Source organism: Streptomyces sp. NPDC088553, assembly GCF_044752965.1.
In the GTDB taxonomy this organism is placed as follows: Bacteria; Actinomycetota; Actinomycetes; order Streptomycetales; family Streptomycetaceae; genus Streptomyces.
Genome location: NZ_JBIVMG010000001.1, coordinates 399,941 through 422,069, shown reverse-complemented (window position 1 = coordinate 422,069; position 22,129 = coordinate 399,941). Strand labels below are relative to the sequence as shown.

Here is a 22,129-nt window from a genome sequence, read left to right as displayed (position 1 = left end):
AACTTCGCACGTCAGAGCGGGCATGGAGGCTGTGTGGCGGAGTTTCGCGGAGACGGGCCCCCGGCCTGGGACGCGTCAGTGGAGTGGACCATTGGCTCGCGCGCCCGAGGGCGGAAGCGTCAGTGCGCCGCGTCCCGGTGTGTCGGCACCGGGCGCACGGCGCACCCCCCGTGTCGTCGGTCGGGCCCGCCGTTCAGCGCGTCCCGACCGCCGCGCGCACGGCCCGCCGTGCCATGGCGCAGTCGTCGTGCAGCCGCCTCAGGAGCAGCCGCTGTTCCTCACCGGGGGCGAGTGCTCCCGTGGGCACCGGCACGGAACCGGCCGGCGGAGCCTCCTTCATGGTGCGCTGCACCGCCGTCTCGTAGGTCCGGATCTCCCGCGTCAGCACGATCATCAGGTTCACCAGGAAGGCGTCCCGGGAGGCCGGGCCCGCCTGCTGGGCGAGCTGACTGATCTGGCGCCGGGCGAGCGGCGCGTCACCGAGCACGGCCCAGAGGGTCGCCAGGTCGTAGCCCGGCAGATACCAGCCGGCGTGCTCCCAGTCGACGAGGACCGGTCCGGCGGGGGAGAGGAGGATGTTGGAGAGCAGGGCGTCACCGTGACAGAACTGGCCCATGCCCTGGCGGCCGCCCGCGTGCGCCAGACCGTGCAGCAGCTTCTGCAGGTCGTCCCGGTCCCGGTCGGTGAAGAGACCGAGCTCGTGGTAGCGGGCGATCCGGGTTCCGTAGTCCAGCGGCGCGTCGAACGTCCCGGCCGGCGGGCGCCACGCGTTGAGCCGGGCGATCGCGCCGAGCGCGGCCCGCACGTCGGCACGGGGCGGAGCCTCGACGGGGTGGCGCGAGAGCGCCGCCGCCCGTCCGGGCATCCGCTCGATCACCAGCGTGCAGTTCTCCGGGTCGGCCGCGATCAGCCGGGGCGCCCGCACCGGCGGACGGTGGCGGACGAAGGAGCGGTAGGACGCTATCTCGTGCCGGAACCGCTCGACCCACGCGGGGGAGTGGTCCAGTAAACACTTCGCGACCGCCGTGGTCCGCCCGGTCGTTCCGACGATCAGTACGGAACGACCGCTGCGCCGCAGCACCTGGACCGGGTTGAACTCCGGGCAGATGCGGTGGACGGAGGCGATCGCGGTCTTCAGCTGCGCCCCCTGGGGGCCGGAGAGATCGATTCTCCCGCTGATCGGCTGGGTACCCGTGCCGGCCACCCAGCGCCTCGGCCGTACGGCCTGCGGGGCGGGTGCCAAGTAGGGTCCGGCGCCGGCCGGGATGATGCGGTGCTGCGGCCGGGGCGGGGCGGACACGGAGGACGATGCTGTGTACATGGAGGTGACAGATCCCTTCGTGTGCCGACGAGTTGCGTGCGTCGCCCCGCCCGCCCCCGGTCCGCACCCTGGGGAATGAGGGCCGGTCGGCGGGGCGGGGTGGCGCGTTCCTACCTGACACCCGGGCGCGGGTGGCGGAACATCTCGCGCACCCTGGCGAAGCCTGGCGAATTGTCGCCAGGCCTATGACAGAGGGCTACTGTCAACTTCAGCCGAGAACCTGGGGGCTTAGACGTGACCGGACAAACCAACACCCGCCTGGCAGACCTGTTCGGCCTGGCCGGCTGGTCCAAGGGCGAACTCGCGAGACTGGTCAACCGGCAGGCGGCGGCCATGGGCCACCCCCAGCTGGCGACCGACACCTCGCGGGTGCGGCGGTGGATCGACCGGGGCGAAACCCCGCGCGATCCCGTCCCCCGGGTGCTGGCAGCACTGTTCACCGAGCGACTCGGCCGTGTCGTGACCATCGAGGACCTCGGGTTCGTACGACACGGGCGCAGCGGAAAGAGGCAGGACGTCAGGAAGACGGAGAACCCTGACGGGCTGCCCTGGGCACCCGATCGTACGGCGGCGGTCCTCACCGAATTCACGGGAATGGACCTCATGCTCAACCGACGCGGCCTGGTGGGCGCGGGTGCCGCGCTTGCCGCCGGCTCCGTACTCAGCAATGCCATGCACGACTGGCTGCAGACCGACCCCGCTCGCCAGGGTGCCCCCCGACGAGCCACCGATCCCCTCCACGCCGACCCCGCTGGGTTCGACCGCTACGAGGCCGCCCCCATCGGGTCGGAGGAGATCGAGGCACTGGAGCACTCGGTGGAGGTGTTCCGTGCCTGGGACGCCTCCCGGGGTGGCGGACTCCAGCGCAAGGCCGTGGTGGGCCAGCTCAACGAGGTGGGCGGCATGCTCGCCTACCGTCACGCCGACCACCTGCAGCGACGCCTCTGGGGCGTCGCCGCCAACCTGGCCGTCCTGGCCGGCTGGATGTCCCACGACGTGGGACTCGAACCCACGGCACAGAAGTACTTCGTGATCGCCGCGCACGCGGCCCGCGAGGGCGGCGACCGGCCGCGGGCCGGCGAGGCGCTGTCCCGTGCCGCCCGCCAGATGGTGCACCTGGGCAGGCCCGACGACGCCCTCGACCTGATGAAGCTCGCCAAGGAGGGCTCGGGCGAACGCGTCCTGCCGAGGACCCGGGCCATGTTCCACACGATCGAGGCCTGGGCGCAGGCCTCGATGGGCCGGGGCCAGGCCATGCGCCGCACGCTCGGCGAGGCCGAGGACCTCTTCGTGTCCGACCGGCGCGACGAGGCGAACCCCAGCTGGATGCAGAACTTCGACGAGGCCGACATGCACGGCATGCAGGCCCTCGCGTACCGCACCCTGGCGGACCACGACCCGGCCGCGGCCGTGCCCGCCCAGCGCCACGCCAAGCTGGCGCTCGAACTGCGGCGCGGCGGTCACGACCGCTCGAAGCTCTTCGACCACATCTCGCTCGCCTCGGCCTGCTTCATCGCCGACGATCCCGAGCAGGCCGACCGGTACGCCCGGCTCGCCCTGATGTCCATGGGGGAGACCTCGTCCCACCGCACGTGGGACCGGCTCCGCGAGATGTACCGGCTGACCGGGCAGTACGCGGGCTACGCGAGGATCGAGCACCTCCGCGAGGAGATCGAGCTGGCGCTGCCGAGGTCTCCGGTCAACCGGCCGCGGACGGGGCAGGCCTGAGAGGGACGAGCGCCGGGGGCCGGGTCGGGGAGCCCCACGGGCGGTCGATGTGCGCGGTCGAAGCGCGGGTTCGCCAACGGGCTTCCGCCGAGCGGCAGTCGGTGGCCAGGGCTGTCAACGTCGGTGTCCGGACCGCCGAGTTACGGGTCGTCGACGTCCGGCTTGTCGACGACAGGGTGGGTGCCTGTGATCGTGCTGCCGTGCCACAGCGTCGTGGCGCGTCAGCGCGCGAGGTCGCGGTCGTGGTCCGGCGACGACGCCCTGCGGCCGGCCGTCGCCAGGTGGTTCAGTGTCCGACCCGGACCACCATCACACAGGCGTCGTCCTCGCGTTGCTCCTCGCCGAACTCCTCGACCACCGCGCGCACACCGTCCTGGGCGTCCCGTGCCCCGATGAGCCGCCGGCCGAGCGCGAGCAGTCGTCGCGTGCCCGTGTCGTCGTCCGGACCGCTGCCCCGGGTGAGCCCGTCGGTGTGCAGGACCAGCAGGTCACCGGGGATCAGCCGGATCTCGGCCTCGCCGTACACGGCCCCGGTGGTGGCCCCGAGGAGGACGCCCTCGGGCCGCCGGAGGACGTGCCCCGTCCCGTCGCGGAACAGCAGCGGGGCGGGGTGGCCTGCCTGTGCCCAGGTCAGTGTCTGGGCGACCGGGTCGTAGCGGCAGCACATCGCACTGCCGAGCGCCGGCTGTACGGAGGTCTCCAGGAGCTGGTTGAGATGACCCATCAGGGCGGCGGGCCGGATCCCGGCCACGGCCATGCCGCGCAGCGCGCCGAGGAGCATGGCCATCGAGGACGTCGCGGCGACCCCGTGGCCCGTCAGGTCACCGACGGTGAGCAGCGCGTCCCCGTCGGGCAGGGCCAGTGCGTCGTACCAGTCGCCGCCGATCAGACCGGTGGTGGCGGCCGGGAGGTAGTGGGCGGCCACGTCGAGCGGGGCGGGGCCGTCGTGGGCGAAGCGGAGCGAGCCGCGCCACGGCGGGAGCACCGCTTCCTGGAGTTCGACGGCGACCCGTCGCTCGGTCTGCTCGATGTGGCGGCTGCGCTCCAGGCTGTCCCGGCTCTCCCGGACCGCCCGCTCGCTGCGCCGCAGTTCGCTGACATCGCGGAGCACGGCCCACATCGAGGCGGTGCAGCCGTCGGCGTCGAGGACGGGCTCGCCCGTCATGTGCACGGTCCGCACGCACCCGTCGGTCCGCACGATCCGGAACTCGCCGTCGATCGGCTTTCCGTCGATCAGGCAGTCCGTCACCATGCCCTGGAGGACGGACTGGTCCTCCACGAACACCATCGTGGGCATCTCGTCCAGCGACATCGGACCGCTCTCGCGCGTACGTCCGAAGATCTGGAACAGCTCTTCGGACCAGCTGACCTCGTCGGTCAGGAGGTTCCACTCGGCGCTGCCGACGCGGGAGAGCAGGGAGCCGGTGCGCTGCGGGGCGATCTCGCCGTACGCGGTGCCGGGGTCGGTGGGGAGCGCGGTGTCGAGGACCGTCTCGGCGGGCTCCTCGGTGACGACCTGCTCGGGGACGCCCGCGCGGAGCTGGCCCAAGTGGGCACCCAGGTCGTCGAGTTGGTGAACGGCCAGGTCGCACAGGGCGCGCTGCCAGCGCTGCTGGGGGTCGTCGTCGTTCACCACGGCTTCCCGGCGCACGGCGACGAGCTCGCCGCGCAGGCGGCGGGTCTGTGAGATCAGCGCGTCCACCGCGCCCGGCTCCGGCTGCTGGGCGGGGTGATCCGCGAACAGTGGGGACGGCATGTCGTACTCCGATACAGGCGCGGCACGGCCAGGCCAGGTGTGAAAGTGAGGCCCGCATACGACTGTTGCACAGCCCGGGACGGCCCGTAAGGGATTTGGCAACACTCGATCCGGTGGTGCTTCTGGCATATGTCAAAGGCCCAGCGATTATCGGCCAGGGCGCGACGGGTTACGGTGCGGGGGTGGTGAACGACGACGGAATCGGCACGGTGAGCACGCGCACGGCGGCCACGGGCGGGGCGGGTACGGGGACGGGAAAGGGCACGACGAGAGCCTCTGGTACGGCAGTTACGGGTGTGACGGGCGGGATGCGTACGGGGAGGTCGGAGGCGGCGGGAGCGACCGGAACGCCGGGAGTGTCCGAGGCGTCGGGTTCGGCGGTCGCGGGCGTTCGGGGCGAGCCGGGCGGCGGCGCTACGGCGGCGGCCCGGATGCCGACGGCGGCCCACGCGACCTCGGGGGCGGCGGTGACGCCGACACAGGGCGCGATGCCGACACCGGCCGTGACGCCCACGCCGGCCGTGACGCCGACACCGGCCGTGACGCCCACGCCGGGCGCGATGCCGACACCGGCCATGATGTCGACGCCAGGCGCGATGCCGGCGGCCCACGCCACTCCCGCGGTGGGCGTGGCGCCTCGGGTTCGTACCGGCGCTCCCGGAACCGCCGTCACCGGCACCGCCTTTCTGCTCGCCGCGGCGCCCGCCGGGCGCGGGCGTGCCATGGATGCCGCGTCCGTGCTGCCGGCCCTCGCCGCCGTGCCGCCCGGCGTCCTCACCGGAACCAGCACCGCCACGCTCGTCGAACTCGCCGACCCGCTCGACCCGCAGACCGTCCTCACCCGCCTGCGTGCCGCCGCGGCGAGCCCGGGTCCGCTCGTGCTCTGCCTCGCGGGGCAGCTCCATCTCGACCGCCGGCAGCAGCTGCCCCACCTCGCCCTGGCCCGCACCACCCCGGCGACCCTCCGCTACACGGCGCTGCCCTGGCACTGGCTCGCCGTCGAACTCGCCGCCCGTGCCCCCGGCACCACGACCGTCGTCGCGGACCTCGCGGCGGACCCCGCCGTATGGGAACGCCTCACCACGACACCCGACCTCCTGCGTCTGGGACCCGGTCCGACCCTCTACGGGAGGGTGACCCCCGCCCCGCGCAGGGGCGAGCCCCTCGCACCCGCCTATCTGCGGTCCTGGGCGGAACTCTGGCGTTCCGGCGCACGCCTCCCGTACGCCACGCTCCACGCGGAGTCCGCCGCCCGGACGGCCGCGGCGGTTCCGGAGGCGTTCCTCCTGGCACCCGCGCCCGCTCCCGTACCGGTCGTGGAGCAGGACCCGCACCCCGCGATCCTCGCCGCCGCGACGGCCGGGCGTCACGGCGAGGCGGCTGCGGTGGCGGCGGCCTGGGAGCGAGAGGCCCTGCGCCGCCACGGGCCCCGGTCCGCGGAGGCCGTCCACTGGACGGAGGTACGGGCCGACCTCGCCCGCCTCGCCGGAGAACCCGCCCGCAGCTGCGAACTGTGGCTCTCCGCCGCCGGAGCCCGGCTCGCGCTGGGACAGCGCACGGACGACCCCGACGTCGAGGGGGCCGTGGACCGGGCCCACCACCAGTGGGAACGGATCGTCGACCGGGCGCGGGCCCGTGCCCTCGGCCCCCAGCTCGTCGCGCTGCGGGAGCGGGTCCCGGGCCGCCGGCCCGGAGCCCTGGCCGCCCTGACGCGGCGCATGGCGGACTGAGCCGGTACGGACACCGGCGGGGGTGACCGGCTAGTGGTCGAGGCCGCTCCCGCCCGAGGTCGGGAGGACGACCCGGATGCCGAACTCGTAGGTGCCGGTCGCCACCGCGATCCCGATGAACAGCAGGGCGAAGGTCTCCTGGCCCCGCGCCGTCGCGATCCCACCCAGGTCGAGCAGCGCGTCGTCGGCCCAGCCGAGGTCGCCGACCAGACCGCGCACCACGCTCTTCGCCTCCGCGTCCTCGCCCGAGAGGAACACCGTGGCCGGGCCCTCCAGGGAGTCCGGCGCGATCATCACCTTCCGGTCGACGGTACAGAGCGTCTTCACCACCCGCGTCCCGGGGAACGCGTGCTGGATCTCCTCGCCCAGGCTGACGCCCGGATGCGAGAGCGATCCGTCATCGAGGAAGCCGACCCCGACGTCAAGAATGATCCTGCCGGCGAGCACCTCCGCGCCGATCGTGTGCAGCAGCGCCACGGAGGCCGTGCCCGGGGTGGCGTTCACCAGCACCTCGGCGTGCGCCGCCGCCCCCGCCAGGCTGTCGACCCGTAACCCCGACGCGGTGAGTTCCTTCAGCCCGGCGAGCAGTTCCGGGTCGTCCGGGCGACGTGATCCGAGGACCACGTCGTGGCCGGCCCGCGCCCACGCCGAGGCGAGTGCCTGTCCTACGTTTCCTGTACCGAGGATTCCGATGCGCATGAGCGTCATCCTGGCGCCGCCGCCACCACCCGCACCTCGGCCGTGGGACCGTACCCGCGTCCGCCCCTCGTCCTAGTTCCGGCGACCGGGTGCCGGGGCTGAGATGATCGGACGTATGGCCACCTCATCGACCTCAGTCCCGACACCGGGAACCGCCACCCTCGCCACGGAGCGGCTCCTGCTGCGGCCCGTGCGTGCCGCCGACGTGCCGACGGTCACCCGGTTGTGGACCGACCCCGAGGTCAGGCGCCATCTGGGCGGGCCGGTCGCCGAACAGGTCGTACGGATCCGGCAGCGGCGGGTCGCCGGGGCGCCCGGCGTGTACGCGGTGGTGCGGACGGCCGACGAGGTCCTGCTCGGCCTCGTCACGGTGGAACCCGAGGCACGGGAGGGGGAGACGGAGGTCTCGTACCAGTTCCTGCCCGAGCACTGGGGGCACGGCTACGCGCGCGAGGCCGTCGCCGCCGTCGTCGAGGCGACGCTCCTCGGCACCCCCAGCGTGGTCGCCCTGACCCAGGAGGCGAACCACCGCTCCCGGCGGCTCCTGGAGGCCGTCGGCATGACCCACGTCTCCTCCTTCGTCGAGTACGACGCCCACCAGGTCCTCTACCGCCGCGACCGCTGACCTCCCGGCGCCCCGCCGCTCACCGCACCTTCTCGCCGGCCGCCAGCTTCGCGATCGTCCGCTCCAGCCGCTGCGCACGGCCCTTCTCGGTGCGGGCCTGCCACAGCCTCATGATGATCAGATACTGGTCGGTCTTCCCGAGCGCCTCGTAGCCGGCCCGCGCCGCCTCGTCGGCCGCGAGCGCCGCCGCGAGGTCGTCGGGCACGGTCGCCTCCGCCTGCGAGGGGTAAGCGGAATCCCACCGGCCGTCCGCCTGCGCCGCGCGCACCTCGGCGAGGCCCGGCTCCCGCATCCGCCCCGACTCGGTGAGCACCGCGACCTTGCGGACGTTCACCTGTGACCAGAGGCTGCGCGAGCGCCGCGGCGTGTACTTCTGGAAGTAGTACGCCCCGTCCCCGCCCTTGCGCTGCCCGTCGATCCAGCCGAAGCACAGCATGCAGTCGAGGATCTCCGGATTCGTCAGCGACGCGCCCCCCTTGCCCTTCTTGGCGATCCTCAGCCAGACCCCGGGCCGGTCGGCATGATGATTTTCCAGCCACGCCTCCAGCGCCGCGGTCTCCGTGAACGTCATCAGATCGAGTCCCTCGTACTGCTCCACCGCACCGGCCCCCTGTCGTCGTCGCTCGTGGCTCCCGGACGTCGCCCGCAGCGCTCGTGACCACGATATGGGCATCGCCCGGACGACGACCGCCCCGCTCCGGTGCGGCACGCTGCCACGTACGATCTGCGGATCGTCCACGCCAAGGAGCTCCGACCCATGTCCTTCCTGGTCATCGGCGAGTGCGTCGCCGACATCGTCCGCGCCCCCGACGGTTCCGGCGCCGCCGACCGCGTCCACCCGGGGGGCAGTCCCGCCAACGTCGCCTACGGTCTGGGGCGGCTCGGCCGGGACGTCACCCTGCTCACCCAGCTTGCCGACGACGCCACCGGCCGGCTCATCGAGGCCCATCTCAAGGGCGCGGGCGTACGGGTGGAGGTCGGCGACGTGCCCGAACGCACCCCGTCGGCGGTGGTCGGCCTCGACGCGCGCGGCCAGGCCTCGTACACCTTCGACATCGCCTGGACGCTGAAGGGCGGAGCGCCGGCCGAACCGGCGCCCCGCCATGTGCACATCGGCTCGATCGCCGCCGTCACCGCGCCCGGCGCGGCCGCCGTCCTCGCCGAGACCGAGCGGCTGCGGGAGCGGGCCACCGTCAGCTACGACCCCAACGTGCGGCCCGCCCTGATGGGGGAGCACGGGTCGGCCGTGGCCCGCGTCGAGCGCTGCGTCGCCCTCAGCGACCTGGTCAAGGCGAGTGACGAGGACCTGGCCTGGCTGTACCCGGGCGAGGACCCGCGCACGGTCGCCGCCCGCTGGCTCGCCCTCGGCCCGGCCGTGGTCCTCGTCACCCTGGGAGCGGCCGGGTCGTTCGCCGTCACCCGCCACCGCACGGTCGCCGCCGAGGCGCCGCCGGTCACCGTCGTCGACACGGTCGGCGCGGGCGACTCCTTCATGTCCGCCGTCCTCGACACGCTCGCCGGGCGGGGGCGGGACGCCCTGGGCGCACTCGGCGCCGAGGACCTCGTGGGGCTCCTGGGGAGGGCGGGCGCGGCAGCGGCCGTCACCGTCTCCCGGGCCGGCGCCCAGCCGCCCGACCGGGCCGAACTGGACGCCGCCCGCGAGACGTTCGCCCTCAGGTCCGTGCGTGCGTGGTGATGTCCGAGGCGAACTGTTCGACCATCTCCGGGGTGACCGTCGGCCGGCACTCGCCGATGGCCGCCAGATAGTCCGCGGTGCTCGCCCCGGGCACCGGACCCTCGCCGCCCCGCCCGCCGACGGCGAGCAGGTCCCGCTCGAACGATGCCTGGGCGGCGATCCGGGCCGCGTGCTCGATGTCGGCCGGGGTGAACAGGTCGCTCGCCAGGACCAGTTCGTCGATGTCGACGTCCGTCCTGCCGTCGGTGTACCGGGCCCAGATCGCCGCCCGCGCGGCCTTGTCCGGCGTACCGATCGGGATGAGGTAGTCGAAGCGGCCGGGCCGCAGGAACGCCGGGTCCAGTGAGCGGATCGAGTTGGTGGCGCAGACGAGCAGCCGCTCGTCCCGCTCCCTGAACCCCGGTATCAGCTTGAGGAGTTCGTTGGTCACCCCGTGCATGCCACCGGGCTGCGCGGGCTCCGAGCGTACGGGCGCGATCTCCTCGACCTCGTCGATGAAGACGAGCACCCGCTCCAGCTCCGCGATCCGCGCGAACGCGGACCGCAGGGCCGCGGCGAGGTTCCCCTCGTCGGCGAGGCGGGACGGCAGGATCTCCACGAACGGCCAGCCGAGCCGGGAGGCGATCCCGCGCGCGAACGTCGTCTTGCCGGTGCCCGGCGGACCGAACAGGCAGACCGCGCGCGGCGGCCGCACCCCGTGCCGGCCCGCCCGCTCCGGCTCGGCGAGCGGCAGCACCACCCGGCGCTCGATCAGGTCCTTCTCCCGCTCCATGCCGGCGACCTTGGCCCACAGGTCGCCCGGCAGGAGCCGGCCGCCCAGGTCGTCGAGGAGCCCGGCGGCGGGACCGTGCAGGGGTTCCACCTTCTCGAAGTACGCGACGGCCGGCTGCCGTGTGTACCCGGCGTTGAGGAGACCCTCGCCGACGAGCTCCTCCTCCGGCAGGACGTACGCGATCCGCCCGACCCTGGCCGCCACCAGCCGCCGCTCCAGTTCCACGAGGAGCGCGCTGGCCAGACCGCGGCCGCGCCAGGCCGAGGAGATCGCGATCCGCATGACCCACGCCCGTTCGCCGGAGACGGAGGCGAGCGCGGCGCCGATGGGGACGCCCTGGTGGACGGCCACCACGGCGGGCTGGCGGGTGGTCAGGGCGCCGATGCACTCGGCCAGCGAGAACACGGACTCCTGACCGAGTTCCGCGGTGGTGTCGATCAGATGGACGACGGCGGCGAGATCGCTCTCGCGGTAGTCGTGGATGTGCCAGTTCACCGGTGGTACCGCCCCTCGTTGGTGCCGTTGCGGCGAGGCTAGGCGGGGCTTTCGGTCCGGGTCGTGCGCCATCCTGCACAAGGCGGCGGGGGCGAACGCGCCGTGGCGGCTCTATGCGGTGGCGGTGCTGTACCGCGCGACGACGTGACCCGGTCGGTACGCGGGAACGCCCTCCGGCATGCGGAAGGCCCCCGGAGGATTCCTCCGGGGGCCGCATGCGCGTACGAGGCCTTCAGCAGGTCAGGGCCTTGGGCGGGCCGGGATCTTCGGCAGGTCGGGACCCGCCGAGGGCCGGTACCGTCAGTAGGCCGGGGCCAGCTTCGGGTTCGGTCCGTGCGCGTTCTCGTGCTGGTCGCCCTCGGTGGCCGCGAAGACGATGAGGACGATGAAGCCGACGAGCGGCACCAGGCCGATGAGGACCCACCAGCCCGAGCGGCCGGTGTCGTGGAGGCGGCGGACGGTCACGCCGAGGGACGGCAGGAAGACGGCCAGCGAGTAAAGGGTGCTCAGGAGCGAGAAGTCGAGCGCGAGGCCGATGATCATCAGCACGACGGCGATGATGAAGTTGAACAGCTCGAACATCCAGAATTCCTGGCGGCGTGCCCGGCCGTTGAAGACCGCGTACTTCTTGATGACGTCGAGGTACCAGTTCACTTTGTCCCCCCAAGGACTGGGTATGCGAGCGGGAGAGCCTGTCCCTGTGGAGCAAGCTTTACGCAGAACTTAGGTGGCTGAAACCACATGGGTCAATTCGTTACCAGGCAGTGGCCGTTCCGGGGCGGAAAACAGTGAACGACGGCTCCTCCGGGGAGGGAGGGGCCGCCGTTCCGGGAGAGGATCAGAGCGTCACGTCCTTCGCTTGGTCATGAGCAGTCCGCCGGCCGTGAGGGAGAACAGGCAGACGCACGCGCCGGTGATGACGTTGCTGAGGATGGTGCCGGTGTCGGGGTTCGACCCGACCAGCCACGGGGCGATGATCAGCCACGCACCCATCAGCAGGACGACGAAGTTGAGGTCCTGGGAACGCTCGGGAACCATCGACATGCACAGGCCGAGGACCGCGAGGGCGATGCCGACGACCAGGTTGCTGATGGCGAGCGCGGGCTGGGTGGCGGAGAAGTGGACCGTCCACGCGGAGATCGCGGCGTAGATACCGGCGAGGATCACGAGTTCCTCGACCGCCGCGACACCTCGGGTCTGGAGCATACGGGCATATCGGTCCCGCATTTCCGGCGCATCGGGGTGTCCTGCGATATCACCAGGACGGTGAGAGACGTCGGCCATGCGACTCGCCTCCTTCTGGCGTCATGCATGTCTGACCGCGCTTGCGGCAAATGCTGCCGCTGCTTCATTGTGCTCTTATCTGGCCTTTATGTGTAGGTCTGCCCCATAAGGGATGGGCACAGAATTTGAGCCGCGAGTGTGCGTGGATCCACCAAATGGCGATCACCGTTCAACAAAAATTCAATTCAAATGCGAACCACTCGGCAGGGGTGTGCTGAGGTGCCCGCCGGAACGCCGCCGCGTAGCCTGGAAGTGGACTCGGGGATTCCGCCCCTCCGTCGCCGGGAGCGAACGATGACCGGCATCGTCAAGAAGAACTTCGACGCAGCGGACGAGACCCGCCCCTTCGAGGGCGACAAGGGCAGGCTCGACCTGGTCAGCGGTGCGCGTGGCGCGGTCGGGCGCGCCGTGTTCGAGCCGGGCTGGCAGTGGTCCAAGCACGTCAAACCGATCGCCGGCACCGACAGCTGCCAGGCGTCGCACGTGGGATACATCGTCAGTGGCCGGATGAAGGTCGTCATGGACGACGGCGAGTCGACCGAGTACGGCGCCGGGGACTACATGGAGGTCCAGCCCGGCCACGACGCGTGGGTCCTCGGTGACGAGGCCTGCGTCGCGCTCGACTGGACGGGCTTCACCGACTACGCGAAGCCGTCCAGCTGAGACGTCCGCCCGCGGGACGCCGGTCACACGGCGGCGGGCTCCTCCGCCGAGTCGCCTGAGGCGACACCGAACGCCGGGTCCGGAACGGACTCGGGCGCGAGGAGGACCGAGGCGCTTCCGTCCACGCCGACCGGCACGTCGCCGTCGATGGTCACGCGGCGCAGCTTGCGCCTGGGACAGCCTGACGGACAATCAGCAACGGCTCTACGCCCGTTACACGGAGGTGTACGCGGCCCTCGTCGACAACATCGACCAGAACCTCGGCCGGCTCACCGACACCCTCGCCGCCCTCGGCGAACTCGACAACACCGTCATCGTCTTCACCTCCGACAACGGCGGCACCGGCGAGGGCGGCGCCGAAGGCACCCGCTCGTACTTCAGCCGCTTCGTGCACCGCCCCAGCCTCCCCGGTGACTGGGACCCCGACGTCGACCGCGACCCCGAACTCATCGGTGGCCCCCGCAGCCTCGTCCACCACCCCCGCGGCTGGGGCATGGCCTCCAACACCCCCTTCCGCCTCCACAAGGGCCACACCGACGCGGGCGGCGTCCGCGTGCCGTTCGTCCTCTCCTGGCCCGAAGGCGTCAGGGACGGCCGGCTCGCCCTCGCGTACAACGAGTAGGGAACCCTCCACGAGACCGACGCCGGCCCCCTCGGACCCGGCCCGCACGAGATCCTCCTCGCCGCCACGGCGGAGGAGGGACTGCGCTGGCGGTTCACGATCACCGTGGACGGCGAGCACCGCGCCGCCCCCGAGAGCGTGCACCAGCTCATCGGGATGGCCCCGTTCCAGGGCATCAGCGTCGGCGTCGACCGGAAGTCGCCCGTCTCCTGGCCGCTCTTCGAACGCCACCGGTCCTTCCGCTGCACCGGCCGGCTGAGGTCCGTCACCTACCGGCCCGGAGCCCCCGGCCCCGACGCGCCCGAAGCCGTGGCCGCCGCGCTCAAGGAGGCAGCCGCAGCCTTCGAGTAGACCCGCCCCTCCTGGGGTGGCCAGGGAAAATCCCGGGCCACCCCAGGTGGACGGCGGCACAATGCCCGTATGACGATCCAGGATCACCGCACGTCCGTGCCGTACACCGGGGACGAACGCGCCGTCCTCACGGCCATGCTCGACTTCCAGCGGGACACCCTCGCCCTGAAGTGCGCGGGACTCACACCGGAGCAGCTGCGGACGCGGGCGGTCGACCCCTCGGGGCTCTCCCTCCTCGGTCTCGTCCGCCATGCCGCCGAGGTCGAGCGCGGCTGGTTCCGGAACACCCTCAACGGCGAGCGGAGCCGCAGCCCCTGGACGCCGCCAGGCTCCTCCGACTGGGCCGACTTCGACGTCGACGAGGCCGATGCCGACGAGGCGTTCGCCATCTGGCGCGAGGAGTGCGCCCGCGCCCGCGCGATCGTGGCCGCGGCCGCCTCCCTCGACGTCACCGGGACCCACGAGGGGGAGACGTACTCCGTGCGCTACGTCCTCGCCCACATGATCGAGGAGTACGCACGGCACAACGGCCACGCCGACCTGCTGCGCGAGCGCCTCGACGGCACGACGGGGGAGTGACGCGGTGACCGCCTTCAGCCCGCCCGACGATGCCGACATCGCCGAGGCCGTCGCCGGCGAACTGGCGCTCCTCGACCCGGCCGTACGCGTCTCCCGGGTGCGCGCCGCCGAACTGCTCGACCCCGAGTTCGTCGAGGTCGGCGCATCCGGCCGGCGCTGGACGTACGAGGAGATGCTCGCCGCGCTCCCCGAGATGTCCGGCGCCACGGAGGACGCACCGCGCTACGAGCCCACCGCCCTCTCGGCGACCCTGCTCGCCCCCGGCCTCGTCCACCTCACCTACGAGACGGACCTCGACGGCCACAGGGCCAGGCGCAGCTCGCTCTGGCGCCGCGACCCCGCCGCGCCGGCCGGCACGGGCCTGCGGATGTACTACCACCAGGGAACGCCCGTACCCGAGGCGGACGTTCAGCCGTAGGCGTCGGTGACGCAGTCGACCGCGCAGCGCCCGTGCTCGAACCGGCGGCGCAGCGCGGCCGCCGCGTGCCTCCGCTCCACCGCGGCGTACCCGTAACGCTCCTGCGTCGTGCGCACCACGGCCTCGACGGTGACGATCGCCGGTTCGCCCTCGCCGGCGGACCGGCGGGCCAGCGCGATCACCTGGTCGGCCGCGCGCTGCAGATCGCGGGCGTACTCCCGCTGGGCCACGGAACGCGCGCGGGACGCGGCGAACGGCCGGACCGCCCGCCCCTTCCAGAGCACGCCGGCGGTGATGAGCCCCGCACCGAGCAGGAGCACGAGCGCGCCTCCCACGGCATCATGGATCCACCGCATCACGGGCCGCCTTCCCCCTGGACCTGCCCGTCCCCCGGGCGTTCCGAGTCTAGAGCTCGGGACCACGATCCCGTGGCCGTGCCCAGGCAGGTGTCCAGATGTCGGTCTCCCGCCCTGCCGCAGCCGGGGACCCGGGCGCCTCGGGTGAGGCGGCGAGATGGTCGCGGAGGGTGAGCAGCGAGGGGTGCGGGTTGTCCACGGCCCACAGGAGCGAGTGCGGATAGACCGGAGTCGGCCCGTGCACGGCGACGCGCCGCAGGTCGTGCCCCTGCGGCCAGACGAGGCGGGTGCCCTCACCGACGAACGTCGCGAGCTCGGGGGAGTCCGCGATCGTGTCGAACAGCGCCTCGGGGCCGAAGTCCGGGCCCGTCACCTCGATGGTGAGCCCGAACCGGGCCGCCAGGTCCGCGTAGTAGGCCGCCCACTCGGTCCCGCCGACGATGCCGGGAATCCAGATCCGGTGGCCGGCGAGCCGTGTGAGCGGCACGGAGCGCGCGCCCGCGAGCGCGTGCCCGGGACCCGTCAGAAGCTGCAGCGGCTCGTCCAGGACCGGCAGCGCCCCGATGCCCTCGGGAAGCCGGCTGCCGGGCATGGTGACCGCCCGGAAGGACGCGTCGATCGTGCCGGCCCCGAGGGCGGCGATGGCCGCGTCGGCGTCGAAGAGCGTCACGACGTCCAGCTCGATCTCCGGATACGTCCGGTGGAAACCCCGCAGCAGCCCCGCGGTCGCCAGCCGCCGGCCGATCACGTCCACGCGCAGCGCCCGCTGTTCGGGCCGTACGGAGGCCATCGCCCGCGCCTCGGCGTGCAGCAGGGCCCGCGCGTGCGGCAGGAACGCCTGCCCGTCGATCGTCACCTCCGCCCCGCGTGCGGTGCGGGCGAGCAGCCGCACGCCGAGCTCCTTCTCCAGCGCGGCGATCCGCTTGGAGACGGCCTGCTGGGTGACCGCCAGCTCGGCGGCCGCCTCCCGGAACCGGCCCGAGTCCACCACGGCCAGGAAGGTGCGTACGGCATCGAGATCCACGCCCGCAGCCTAGACCGCCCACACCCCGGACCGACAACCACAGGTTGTGCCGTCCGTGCGCCCGGTTGTTTGATCTGCGGGTCCTCGGCTCGCTTTGATGGCGCCCGGCGGTCCACGGTTGTGCGGCCGGTCGGCGAGAGGGGCACGGGCATGGCGGGCGGGGTGTCCCTCGGACGGGACTTCGGGTGGCTGTGGGCGGCTTACGCGGCCGGCACCCTGGGCACCTGGGTCGCCTTCAACGCCTTCCCGCTGCTCGCGATCACCGTGCTCCACAAGGGCTCCGCCGAGGTGGCCGCGCTGGCCGCCGTGGGGGCCGCCGTCGGCGCGGCGGTGGCGCTGCCGCTCGGCCCCTGGGTGGAGTTCCGCCGCAAGCGGCCCGTGATGATCGCCATGGACCTCGTGCGGTGCGCGGCGATGCTGAGCGTCGCCGCCGCGTACGCGCTGGACCGGCTCGGCTTCGTCCAGCTCCTGGTCGTCTCCGTGGTCGTCGCGGCGGCCGACATCACCTTCGGCGCCGCCTCCGGTGCCTGCCTGAAGGCGCTCGTACCGGCGGAGGGCCGGCTCGTCGCACAGGCCCGGCTCGAATCCACGACCTGGACCGCGACCGTCGTCGGACCGCCGCTCGGCGGCGCTCTGGTCACCCTCCTCGGCCCGGTGGCGACCGTACTGGTCGACGCCCTGAGCTATCTGCTCTCGGCGGCGGGCATCCGCGCGATCAAGGGGCGCGAGCCACGCCCCGCGAGCAAGGAGGGGTCGGGGATGAGGGCCGGCGACCTTCTCGAAGGGTGGCGGCACATCCTCGCCCAGCCCGTCCTGCGCCCGCTGTTCCTCAACTCGGTCCTGGTCAACGGGCTCATCATGGCGACCGCACCCCTCCTCGCCGTCCTGATGCTCGGACCACTCGGCTTCGCCCCCTGGCAGTACGGGCTGGCCTTCGCCGTGCCCTGTGTCGGCGGGCTCGTCGGCTCACGGCTCTCCCGGCCGCTCGTCGCCCGGTACGGGCGGCACCGGGTCCTGTGGACCTCGGGCGCGCTCCGCGCGTGCTGGCCCGTCGGCCTCGCCTTCGTCCACCCCGGTGTCACCGGCCTCGTGCTCGTGATGGCGGTCGAGCTGGCGCTGATCACCTGCGCCGCCGTGTTCACTCCGGTGCTCGCCGCCCACCGCCTCGACCTGACGCCGACCGACCGCGTCGCCCGTACCCTCACCGCCTGGTCCGTCACCGCGAAGACCTCCCTCGCGGCCCTGACCGCGCTCTGGGGGCTTCTCGCGTCCGCTGTCGGACCCCGTGCGGCGATCGGCCTCGCGGGCGTCCTGTTGCTCGCGACAACGCTGCTGCTGCCCCGGCGGGAGGTACGCGCGACGGCACACGTTGACACGTGTAAGTGACCGATGGCAGGCTCCTGCCCCGGGCTTCGTGTGCCCCCGCGCAGAAGGAGCAGCACCCATGAGCACCACCGGCACGAACAGGGCCACCACCGGCAGCACAGTGATCACCGACCGCGGTCCCGTCCGTGGCGAGCGGCGGGCCGACGGCAGCCTGCGCTTCCTCGGCATCCCGTACGCGCAGCCGCCCGTCGGCGACCTGCGGTTCGCCGCGCCCGTGCCGCCGGAGCCGTGGACGGAGCCGCTGGACGCCACCGCGTACGGCCCGACGGCGCAGCGCCGCCCCTTCGCCGAGATCACCACCATCCCCGAGCCCTCCGTCCCGGGCGCCGGAATCCTCAACCTCAACGTCTTCACCCCCGGCACCGACCCCGCCGCCGCGCTGCCCGTCCTCGTCTGGATCCACGGTGGCGGCTACGTCGCCGGCTCGGCGGCCAGCCCCTGGTACGACGGAGCCGCCTTCAACCGGGACGGCGTCGTCCTCGTCTCGCTCGGCTACCGCCTCGGCATCGAGGGCTTCCTGCACCTGGAGGACGCCCCCGACAACCGCGGCGTCCGCGACTGGATCGCCGCCCTGGAATGGGTACGGGACAACATCACGGCCTTCGGCGGCGACCCCGCCAAGGTCACCGTCGCCGGACAGTCGGCGGGCGGCGGCGCCGTCCAGACCCTCCTCGCCGTCCCCGCCGCCCAGGGCCTGTTCCGCGGCGCGCTCTCCGTCTCGGGCGCCGTCCCGCGCCCCGACGGCCCCGAGGCCGCCCGCGCCGCCTCCCGGCTCCTCACCGCCCGCACCGGCGTACCGGCCACCGCCGCCGCCCTCCGCGACCTGGGCGACGACGAGATCCTCGCCCTCCAGGACCGCGTGAACGAGCCGGGGCCCGACCGCGAGGGCCTGCCGCCCATGCTGTCCTTCGCCCCCTTCGCCGACGGCGAGCTCATCCCGCTGCCCGTCCTCGACGCGCTCACGACGGGCGAGGCGGGCGCGGACGTGCCGCTGATGCTCGGCTTCACCGAGCACGAGTTCACGATGTTCCCCGCGCCCGGCCCGGAGGGCCCGCCGCTGCCCGTCCTCCTCGGCGGACTCGGCCTCGACCCCGCGCGGACCGACGCCCTCGCGGAGGCGTACGCGGAGGGCGGCCCGGAGCGGCTCTTCGGCCAGGCGCTGACCGACGCCACCTTCCGCGCCCCGAACCTCGCCGTCGCCGACGCCCGCGCCGCCCGTGAACGGCCCACCTGGCTCTACGAGTTCACCTGGCGCTCGCCCGCCGCGGACCTCGCCTTCCACTGCGTCGACCTGCCCTTCGCCTTCGACCTCCTCGACGCCGAGGGAGTCCCGGCCGTCGCCGGGGACGCACCGCCGCAGGCACTCGCCGACGCCATGCACCGGGCCTGGGTCGCCTTCGTGACGGACCAGGACCCGGGCGCCGACTGGCCCCGCTACACGGCGACCGGACGAGCCACGAAGATCTGGGACATCGAGCCCCGGGTCGCCGCGGACCCGGTCCAGCGGGTCCGCGAACTCTGGCTGGACGGAGGACAGGAGGGGTCCGGACACCTGGACTGAGCGGGGGCGGCGGGACGGGGGCGGCCCCGGGTGGGGAGCCGGTCCGGCGAGTGGTGGGGACGGCCCCGGGCGGGGAGCCGGTCCGGCGCGGGGCCGGGGCGGTCCCGGTGGGGAACCGGCCCGCGCCCGGCGGGGACGGTCCGGCTCAACAGGCGTGTGTCACACGCTTTTCATACGCCGTGCATGGTCCGCCGGGGCGGGTGCCGCCATGCTCGGCTGATGTCAGGGGCGCGACGACAGGCCCTTGCCCGCCCCTGGCATCCAGCCGTTCCCGGTATGCCCGCGCGCCGCGTCCGACTCCCCGCCCAAGGAGCCCTCACCATGTCCAGCCGCCGCCGCTTCCTCGCCGGGTCCGCCGCCACCCTCGGCCTCGGCGCCCTGCCCGCGACCGCCGCCGACGCCACGGCGGCACCGGCACCGGCCGCGGACGGGACCGGGAGCACGGCGGCACCGACCCGCCCGCCGAACCTCGTGGTCGTGCTCGCCGACGACCTCGGGTACGGCGAACTCGGCGCGTACGGCCAGAAGCTCATCACCACCCCGCGCCTCGACGGACTCGCCGCGGAAGGGCTCCGGTTCACGGACGCGTACTCGACGGCGGCCGTCTGCGCCCCCTCCCGCTGCTCGCTCCTCACCGGTCTGCACACCGGGCACGCGACCGTCCGGGCCAACCCGTCCGGGGCGCAGGGCTCCCTCACCGCCGCCGACACCACCTTCGCCCAGGTCCTCAGGGCCCGCGGCTACCGCACCGGGGTGATCGGCAAGTGGGGCTTCGGGCCGGAGAGCGCCGGCCAGGACAGCCACCCCAACGCCCGGGGGTTCGAGGAGTTCCACGGCTACATCGACCACGGCCACGCCCACCAGTACTACCCCGCCTACCTCTGGCACAACGGCGTCAAGGAGCCGATCGCCGCCAACGCGGGCGGCGCCAAGGGCGCCTACGCCCCGGACCTGCTGCGGCAGCGGGCGCTGGACTTCCTCGACCGCCACGCGGCCGAACCGTTCCTCCTGCTGCTCACCCCGACCGTGCCCCACGCCCCCAGCGACATCCCCGACCACGGCGCGTACGCCTCCCGGACGTGGAGCGCCGCCGACAAGGGGCACGCCGCCCAGGTGAGCCTCTTCGACGCCCTCGTCGGCGACGTCGTCGACCGGCTGGGCGCCCTCGGCCTCGCGGACGACACGATCGTGCTCGTCACCAGCGACAACGGCCCCCACGAGGAGGGCGGCGTCAACCCCGACCTGTTCGACTCCAACGGACCGCTGCGCGGCTACAAGCGCAACCTGTACGAGGGCGGCGTCCGCGTCCCCCTCGTCGTCTGGGGCCCCGGCCGGGTCAGGGCCGGTACGAGCGACCGTCCGACCCCGCTCACCGACCTCCTCCCCACCCTCGCCGAACTCGGCGGCGCCCCCGCGCCCTCCGACGTCGACGGACTCTCGGTCGCGCCGCTGCTCGCCGGAGGCACGGAGGCGGCGCTCCACGACCACCTGTACTGGTTCCGCGACGAGCGGGGCGTCACCTCCCGGGCGAACGCCCAGGACAAGCAGCGGGCGACCTGGCTCGCCGAGGCGCTCCGCAAGGACCGGTGGAAGGCGGTCAGGTTCGCCCCCGTCCGCGACCACGCGCTGCCGGACGACCAGTGGCAGGTGGAGCTGTACGACCTTGCCACCGACGCCGGCGAGAGCTCCGACCTCGCGTCCCGTCACCCCGCACGGGCCGCCGAACTGGTCGCGCTGATGCGCTCCTCCTGGGAGGACACCTACCCCCGCGCCGCGTTCGGCACGACCCTCACCGTGCCGTCCCTCGCCGTCCCGGGCCAGGCCTTCACCGTCACCGCCGCGCTCGGCAACGGCTCGTCCCGGCCCTGGAGCTCCGCGGCCCTCGCCCTGCGGGCACCCGCGGGCTGGACCGTACAGGCCGTCACGCCCACCTCCGCCGCGCAGCTCGCTCCCGGCGCCGGGCTCACTGTCGGCTGGCAGGTCACCCCGCCCGCCGGAGCCCCCGCCTCGACCCCGTGGACCCTGACCGCCGAAGGCACCGCCCTCGCCCCGGGAGGTCCCGTGCGGTACGAGGACGCCGGCGTCGTCACCACTCCGCCCTCGGCGCCCACCCGTGACAGCTACCTCTCCGACCTCACCTGGATCCACGCCGTCAACGGCTGGGGCCCCGTGGAACGCGACGCGTCCAACGGCAAGAACGCCGGCGGCGACGGCACCCCGATCGCCTTCGGCGGCACCACCTACGCCAAGGGGCTCGGCGTCCACGCCCACAGCGATGTCGCCTTCCACCTGGGCGGAGCCGGGAACCGGTTCACCGCCCTGGTCGGCATCGACGACTTCTCGGCCCGCCAGAGCTCCGTCGGCGCCACCCGCGCCACGGTGTACGGCGACGACCGCGCCCTGTTCACCAGCCCCGTCCTGACCGCCGCGGGCGGCCCCGTCCCGGTGGACGTGGACGTGCGGGGCGTCCGGGTCCTGCGCCTGGAGGTGGCGGACGCCAACGCGAAGACCTCCTTCGACCACACCTCCTGGGCCCTGGCCCGCGTCACGGTCCTCCCGCGCACATGAGCGGCGGGCGGGCGGACGGGGGGGTTGGGGCAGGGCCGTCCGGGGACGGGTGACGAGCGGCCCCTCCTCCCCTCCGGTCATTCCTCCGGCGGCACGCACAGCACCGGCACGGTCGACATGTGCAGCAGCTTGTGGGGTGTGGAGCCGAGCAGCGCGCCGCGCATCGGGCTCTCGCCCCAGCTGCCCACCACGATGACGCGGGCCGCGTGGCGCGTCGCCGCGTCGATGAGGGCCTGGGCCGGGTTCTTGTCGAGCACCTCGACGACGGTCGGCACACCCGCCCGGTCGGCCTCCGTGACCGCGTGTTCGAGTCCTGCCCGGCCGGTCTGCCGGATGGCCTCGTAGTGGGACCGGTACTCCTCGCCGAGCGGACCGGGCGCCGCCGCTCCGTAGACCAGCACGAGCCGCTCGTCGAAGGCGGCGGCCACCTCGACCGCGATCCGCAGCGCGCGGGCCGCGCCGGGGGATTCGTCGTAACCGAGCACGACCGACATC

Annotated in this window: 21 protein-coding genes and 2 pseudogenes; 11 read left to right on the top strand and 12 right to left on the bottom strand. The window is 73.4% G+C overall.

The window, feature by feature from the left end:
- Positions 1-193: 193 nt before the first annotated feature.
- Positions 194-1,321, bottom strand: a complete 1,128-nt coding sequence (locus ACIP8Z_RS01955; RefSeq protein WP_402077492.1) for an aminoglycoside phosphotransferase family protein — start codon at positions 1,319-1,321, stop codon at positions 194-196.
- A gap of 234 nt (positions 1,322-1,555) precedes the next feature.
- On the opposite strand from ACIP8Z_RS01955, the gene ACIP8Z_RS01950 reads away from it, so the two are divergent.
- Complete coding sequence (locus tag ACIP8Z_RS01950) at positions 1,556-3,049, top strand: hypothetical protein (RefSeq protein ID WP_402077489.1); 1,494 nt, start codon at positions 1,556-1,558, stop codon at positions 3,047-3,049.
- 286 nt (positions 3,050-3,335) lie between these two features.
- Here the strand turns inward: ACIP8Z_RS01950 and ACIP8Z_RS01945 are convergent, their stop codons facing one another.
- Both ACIP8Z_RS01945 and ACIP8Z_RS01940 read right to left on the bottom strand, forming a co-directional pair.
- On the bottom strand, positions 3,336-4,805 hold the full coding sequence (locus ACIP8Z_RS01945) for a PP2C family protein-serine/threonine phosphatase (protein WP_402077487.1): 1,470 nt from the start codon (positions 4,803-4,805) through the stop codon (positions 3,336-3,338).
- A 169-nt stretch (positions 4,806-4,974) separates the two neighbouring features.
- Complete coding sequence (locus ACIP8Z_RS01940) at positions 4,975-5,529, bottom strand: hypothetical protein (RefSeq protein WP_402077484.1); 555 nt, start codon at positions 5,527-5,529, stop codon at positions 4,975-4,977.
- Here ACIP8Z_RS01940 and ACIP8Z_RS01935 point away from each other — a divergent pair.
- Positions 5,528-6,535 (top strand): hypothetical protein, encoded by a 1,008-nt coding sequence (locus tag ACIP8Z_RS01935; RefSeq protein ID WP_402077482.1) that lies wholly within the window; start codon positions 5,528-5,530, stop codon positions 6,533-6,535. The genes ACIP8Z_RS01940 and ACIP8Z_RS01935 overlap by 2 nt on opposite strands.
- Positions 6,536-6,565: 30 nt before the next feature.
- Here ACIP8Z_RS01935 and ACIP8Z_RS01930 read toward each other — a convergent pair whose 3' ends face one another.
- A complete protein-coding gene (locus ACIP8Z_RS01930) occupies positions 6,566-7,243 on the bottom strand; it encodes an NADPH-dependent F420 reductase (protein ID WP_402077480.1) in 678 nt (225 codons plus the stop codon).
- A 106-nt stretch (positions 7,244-7,349) separates the two neighbouring features.
- Here ACIP8Z_RS01930 and ACIP8Z_RS01925 point away from each other — a divergent pair, with 106 nt between their 5' ends.
- Entirely contained in the window at positions 7,350-7,859 is a 510-nt protein-coding gene (locus tag ACIP8Z_RS01925; protein ID WP_402077478.1) for a GNAT family N-acetyltransferase, read from the top strand.
- Between the two features lie 19 nt (positions 7,860-7,878).
- Here ACIP8Z_RS01925 and ACIP8Z_RS01920 read toward each other — a convergent pair whose 3' ends face one another.
- On the bottom strand, positions 7,879-8,430 hold the full coding sequence (locus tag ACIP8Z_RS01920) for a YdeI family protein (protein WP_402078867.1): 552 nt from the start codon (positions 8,428-8,430) through the stop codon (positions 7,879-7,881).
- A gap of 186 nt (positions 8,431-8,616) precedes the next feature.
- Here ACIP8Z_RS01920 and ACIP8Z_RS01915 point away from each other — a divergent pair, with 186 nt between their 5' ends.
- Entirely contained in the window at positions 8,617-9,555 is a 939-nt protein-coding gene (locus ACIP8Z_RS01915; RefSeq protein ID WP_402077475.1) for a carbohydrate kinase, read from the top strand.
- On the opposite strand, the gene ACIP8Z_RS01910 is transcribed toward ACIP8Z_RS01915, so the two are convergent.
- The 3 genes from ACIP8Z_RS01910 to ACIP8Z_RS01900 form a co-directional block, all read right to left on the bottom strand.
- Positions 9,533-10,822 (bottom strand): ATP-binding protein, encoded by a 1,290-nt coding sequence (locus ACIP8Z_RS01910; protein WP_402077473.1) that lies wholly within the window; start codon positions 10,820-10,822, stop codon positions 9,533-9,535. The two genes, ACIP8Z_RS01915 and ACIP8Z_RS01910, sit on opposite strands and share 23 nt — an antisense overlap.
- Positions 10,823-11,122: 300 nt before the next feature.
- Positions 11,123-11,476, bottom strand: coding sequence for a DUF805 domain-containing protein (locus tag ACIP8Z_RS01905; protein WP_402077470.1), 354 nt, complete (start codon positions 11,474-11,476; stop codon positions 11,123-11,125).
- A gap of 192 nt (positions 11,477-11,668) precedes the next feature.
- The gene (locus ACIP8Z_RS01900; protein WP_402077467.1) at positions 11,669-12,028 is read right to left on the bottom strand and encodes an SPW repeat protein; all 360 of its coding nucleotides are present in this window, start codon (positions 12,026-12,028) and stop codon (positions 11,669-11,671) included.
- 372 nt (positions 12,029-12,400) lie between these two features.
- Between ACIP8Z_RS01900 and ACIP8Z_RS01895 the strand changes: the two genes are divergently transcribed.
- Positions 12,401-12,769 carry a cupin domain-containing protein gene (locus ACIP8Z_RS01895; RefSeq protein WP_402077464.1) on the top strand — a complete coding sequence of 123 codons (369 nt, stop codon included), beginning with the start codon at positions 12,401-12,403 and terminating at the stop codon, positions 12,767-12,769.
- 23 nt (positions 12,770-12,792) lie between these two features.
- Here the strand turns inward: ACIP8Z_RS01895 and ACIP8Z_RS01890 are convergent.
- Positions 12,793-12,939: pseudogene (locus ACIP8Z_RS01890) on the bottom strand (TauD/TfdA family dioxygenase); the annotation flags it as partial.
- Here ACIP8Z_RS01890 and ACIP8Z_RS01885 point away from each other — a divergent pair.
- From ACIP8Z_RS01885 to ACIP8Z_RS01875, 3 genes and pseudogenes are all read left to right on the top strand, one after another.
- Positions 12,939-13,742: pseudogene (locus ACIP8Z_RS01885) on the top strand (sulfatase-like hydrolase/transferase); the annotation flags it as partial. The pseudogenes ACIP8Z_RS01890 and ACIP8Z_RS01885 overlap by 1 nt on opposite strands.
- Before the next feature lie 69 nt (positions 13,743-13,811).
- Positions 13,812-14,321 (top strand): DinB family protein, encoded by a 510-nt coding sequence (locus ACIP8Z_RS01880; protein WP_402077462.1) that lies wholly within the window; start codon positions 13,812-13,814, stop codon positions 14,319-14,321.
- 4 nt (positions 14,322-14,325) lie between these two features.
- Complete coding sequence (locus ACIP8Z_RS01875) at positions 14,326-14,739, top strand: DUF4440 domain-containing protein (protein ID WP_402077459.1); 414 nt, start codon at positions 14,326-14,328, stop codon at positions 14,737-14,739.
- Here ACIP8Z_RS01875 and ACIP8Z_RS01870 read toward each other — a convergent pair.
- Positions 14,730-15,095, bottom strand: a complete 366-nt coding sequence (locus tag ACIP8Z_RS01870) for a hypothetical protein (protein ID WP_402077456.1) — start codon at positions 15,093-15,095, stop codon at positions 14,730-14,732. The genes ACIP8Z_RS01875 and ACIP8Z_RS01870 overlap by 10 nt on opposite strands.
- 49 nt (positions 15,096-15,144) lie before the next feature.
- Entirely contained in the window at positions 15,145-16,119 is a 975-nt protein-coding gene (locus ACIP8Z_RS01865; RefSeq protein ID WP_402077454.1) for a LysR family transcriptional regulator, read from the bottom strand.
- Between the two features lie 150 nt (positions 16,120-16,269).
- On the opposite strand from ACIP8Z_RS01865, the gene ACIP8Z_RS01860 reads away from it, so the two are divergent.
- The 3 genes from ACIP8Z_RS01860 to ACIP8Z_RS01850 all read left to right on the top strand — a co-directional run bounded on the left by ACIP8Z_RS01860 (position 16,270) and on the right by ACIP8Z_RS01850 (position 21,634).
- A complete protein-coding gene (locus ACIP8Z_RS01860; protein WP_402077452.1) occupies positions 16,270-17,505 on the top strand; it encodes an MFS transporter in 1,236 nt (411 codons plus the stop codon).
- 58 nt (positions 17,506-17,563) lie between these two features.
- Positions 17,564-19,066 (top strand): carboxylesterase/lipase family protein, encoded by a 1,503-nt coding sequence (locus ACIP8Z_RS01855; protein WP_402077450.1) that lies wholly within the window; start codon positions 17,564-17,566, stop codon positions 19,064-19,066.
- A gap of 321 nt (positions 19,067-19,387) precedes the next feature.
- Positions 19,388-21,634 carry a sulfatase-like hydrolase/transferase gene (locus ACIP8Z_RS01850; RefSeq protein WP_402077449.1) on the top strand — a complete coding sequence of 749 codons (2,247 nt, stop codon included), beginning with the start codon at positions 19,388-19,390 and terminating at the stop codon, positions 21,632-21,634.
- Positions 21,635-21,711: 77 nt separating this feature from the next.
- On the opposite strand, the gene ACIP8Z_RS01845 is transcribed toward ACIP8Z_RS01850, so the two are convergent.
- Complete coding sequence (locus tag ACIP8Z_RS01845; RefSeq protein WP_266974444.1) at positions 21,712-22,128, bottom strand: universal stress protein; 417 nt, start codon at positions 22,126-22,128, stop codon at positions 21,712-21,714.
- Position 22,129 lies beyond the last annotated feature (1 nt).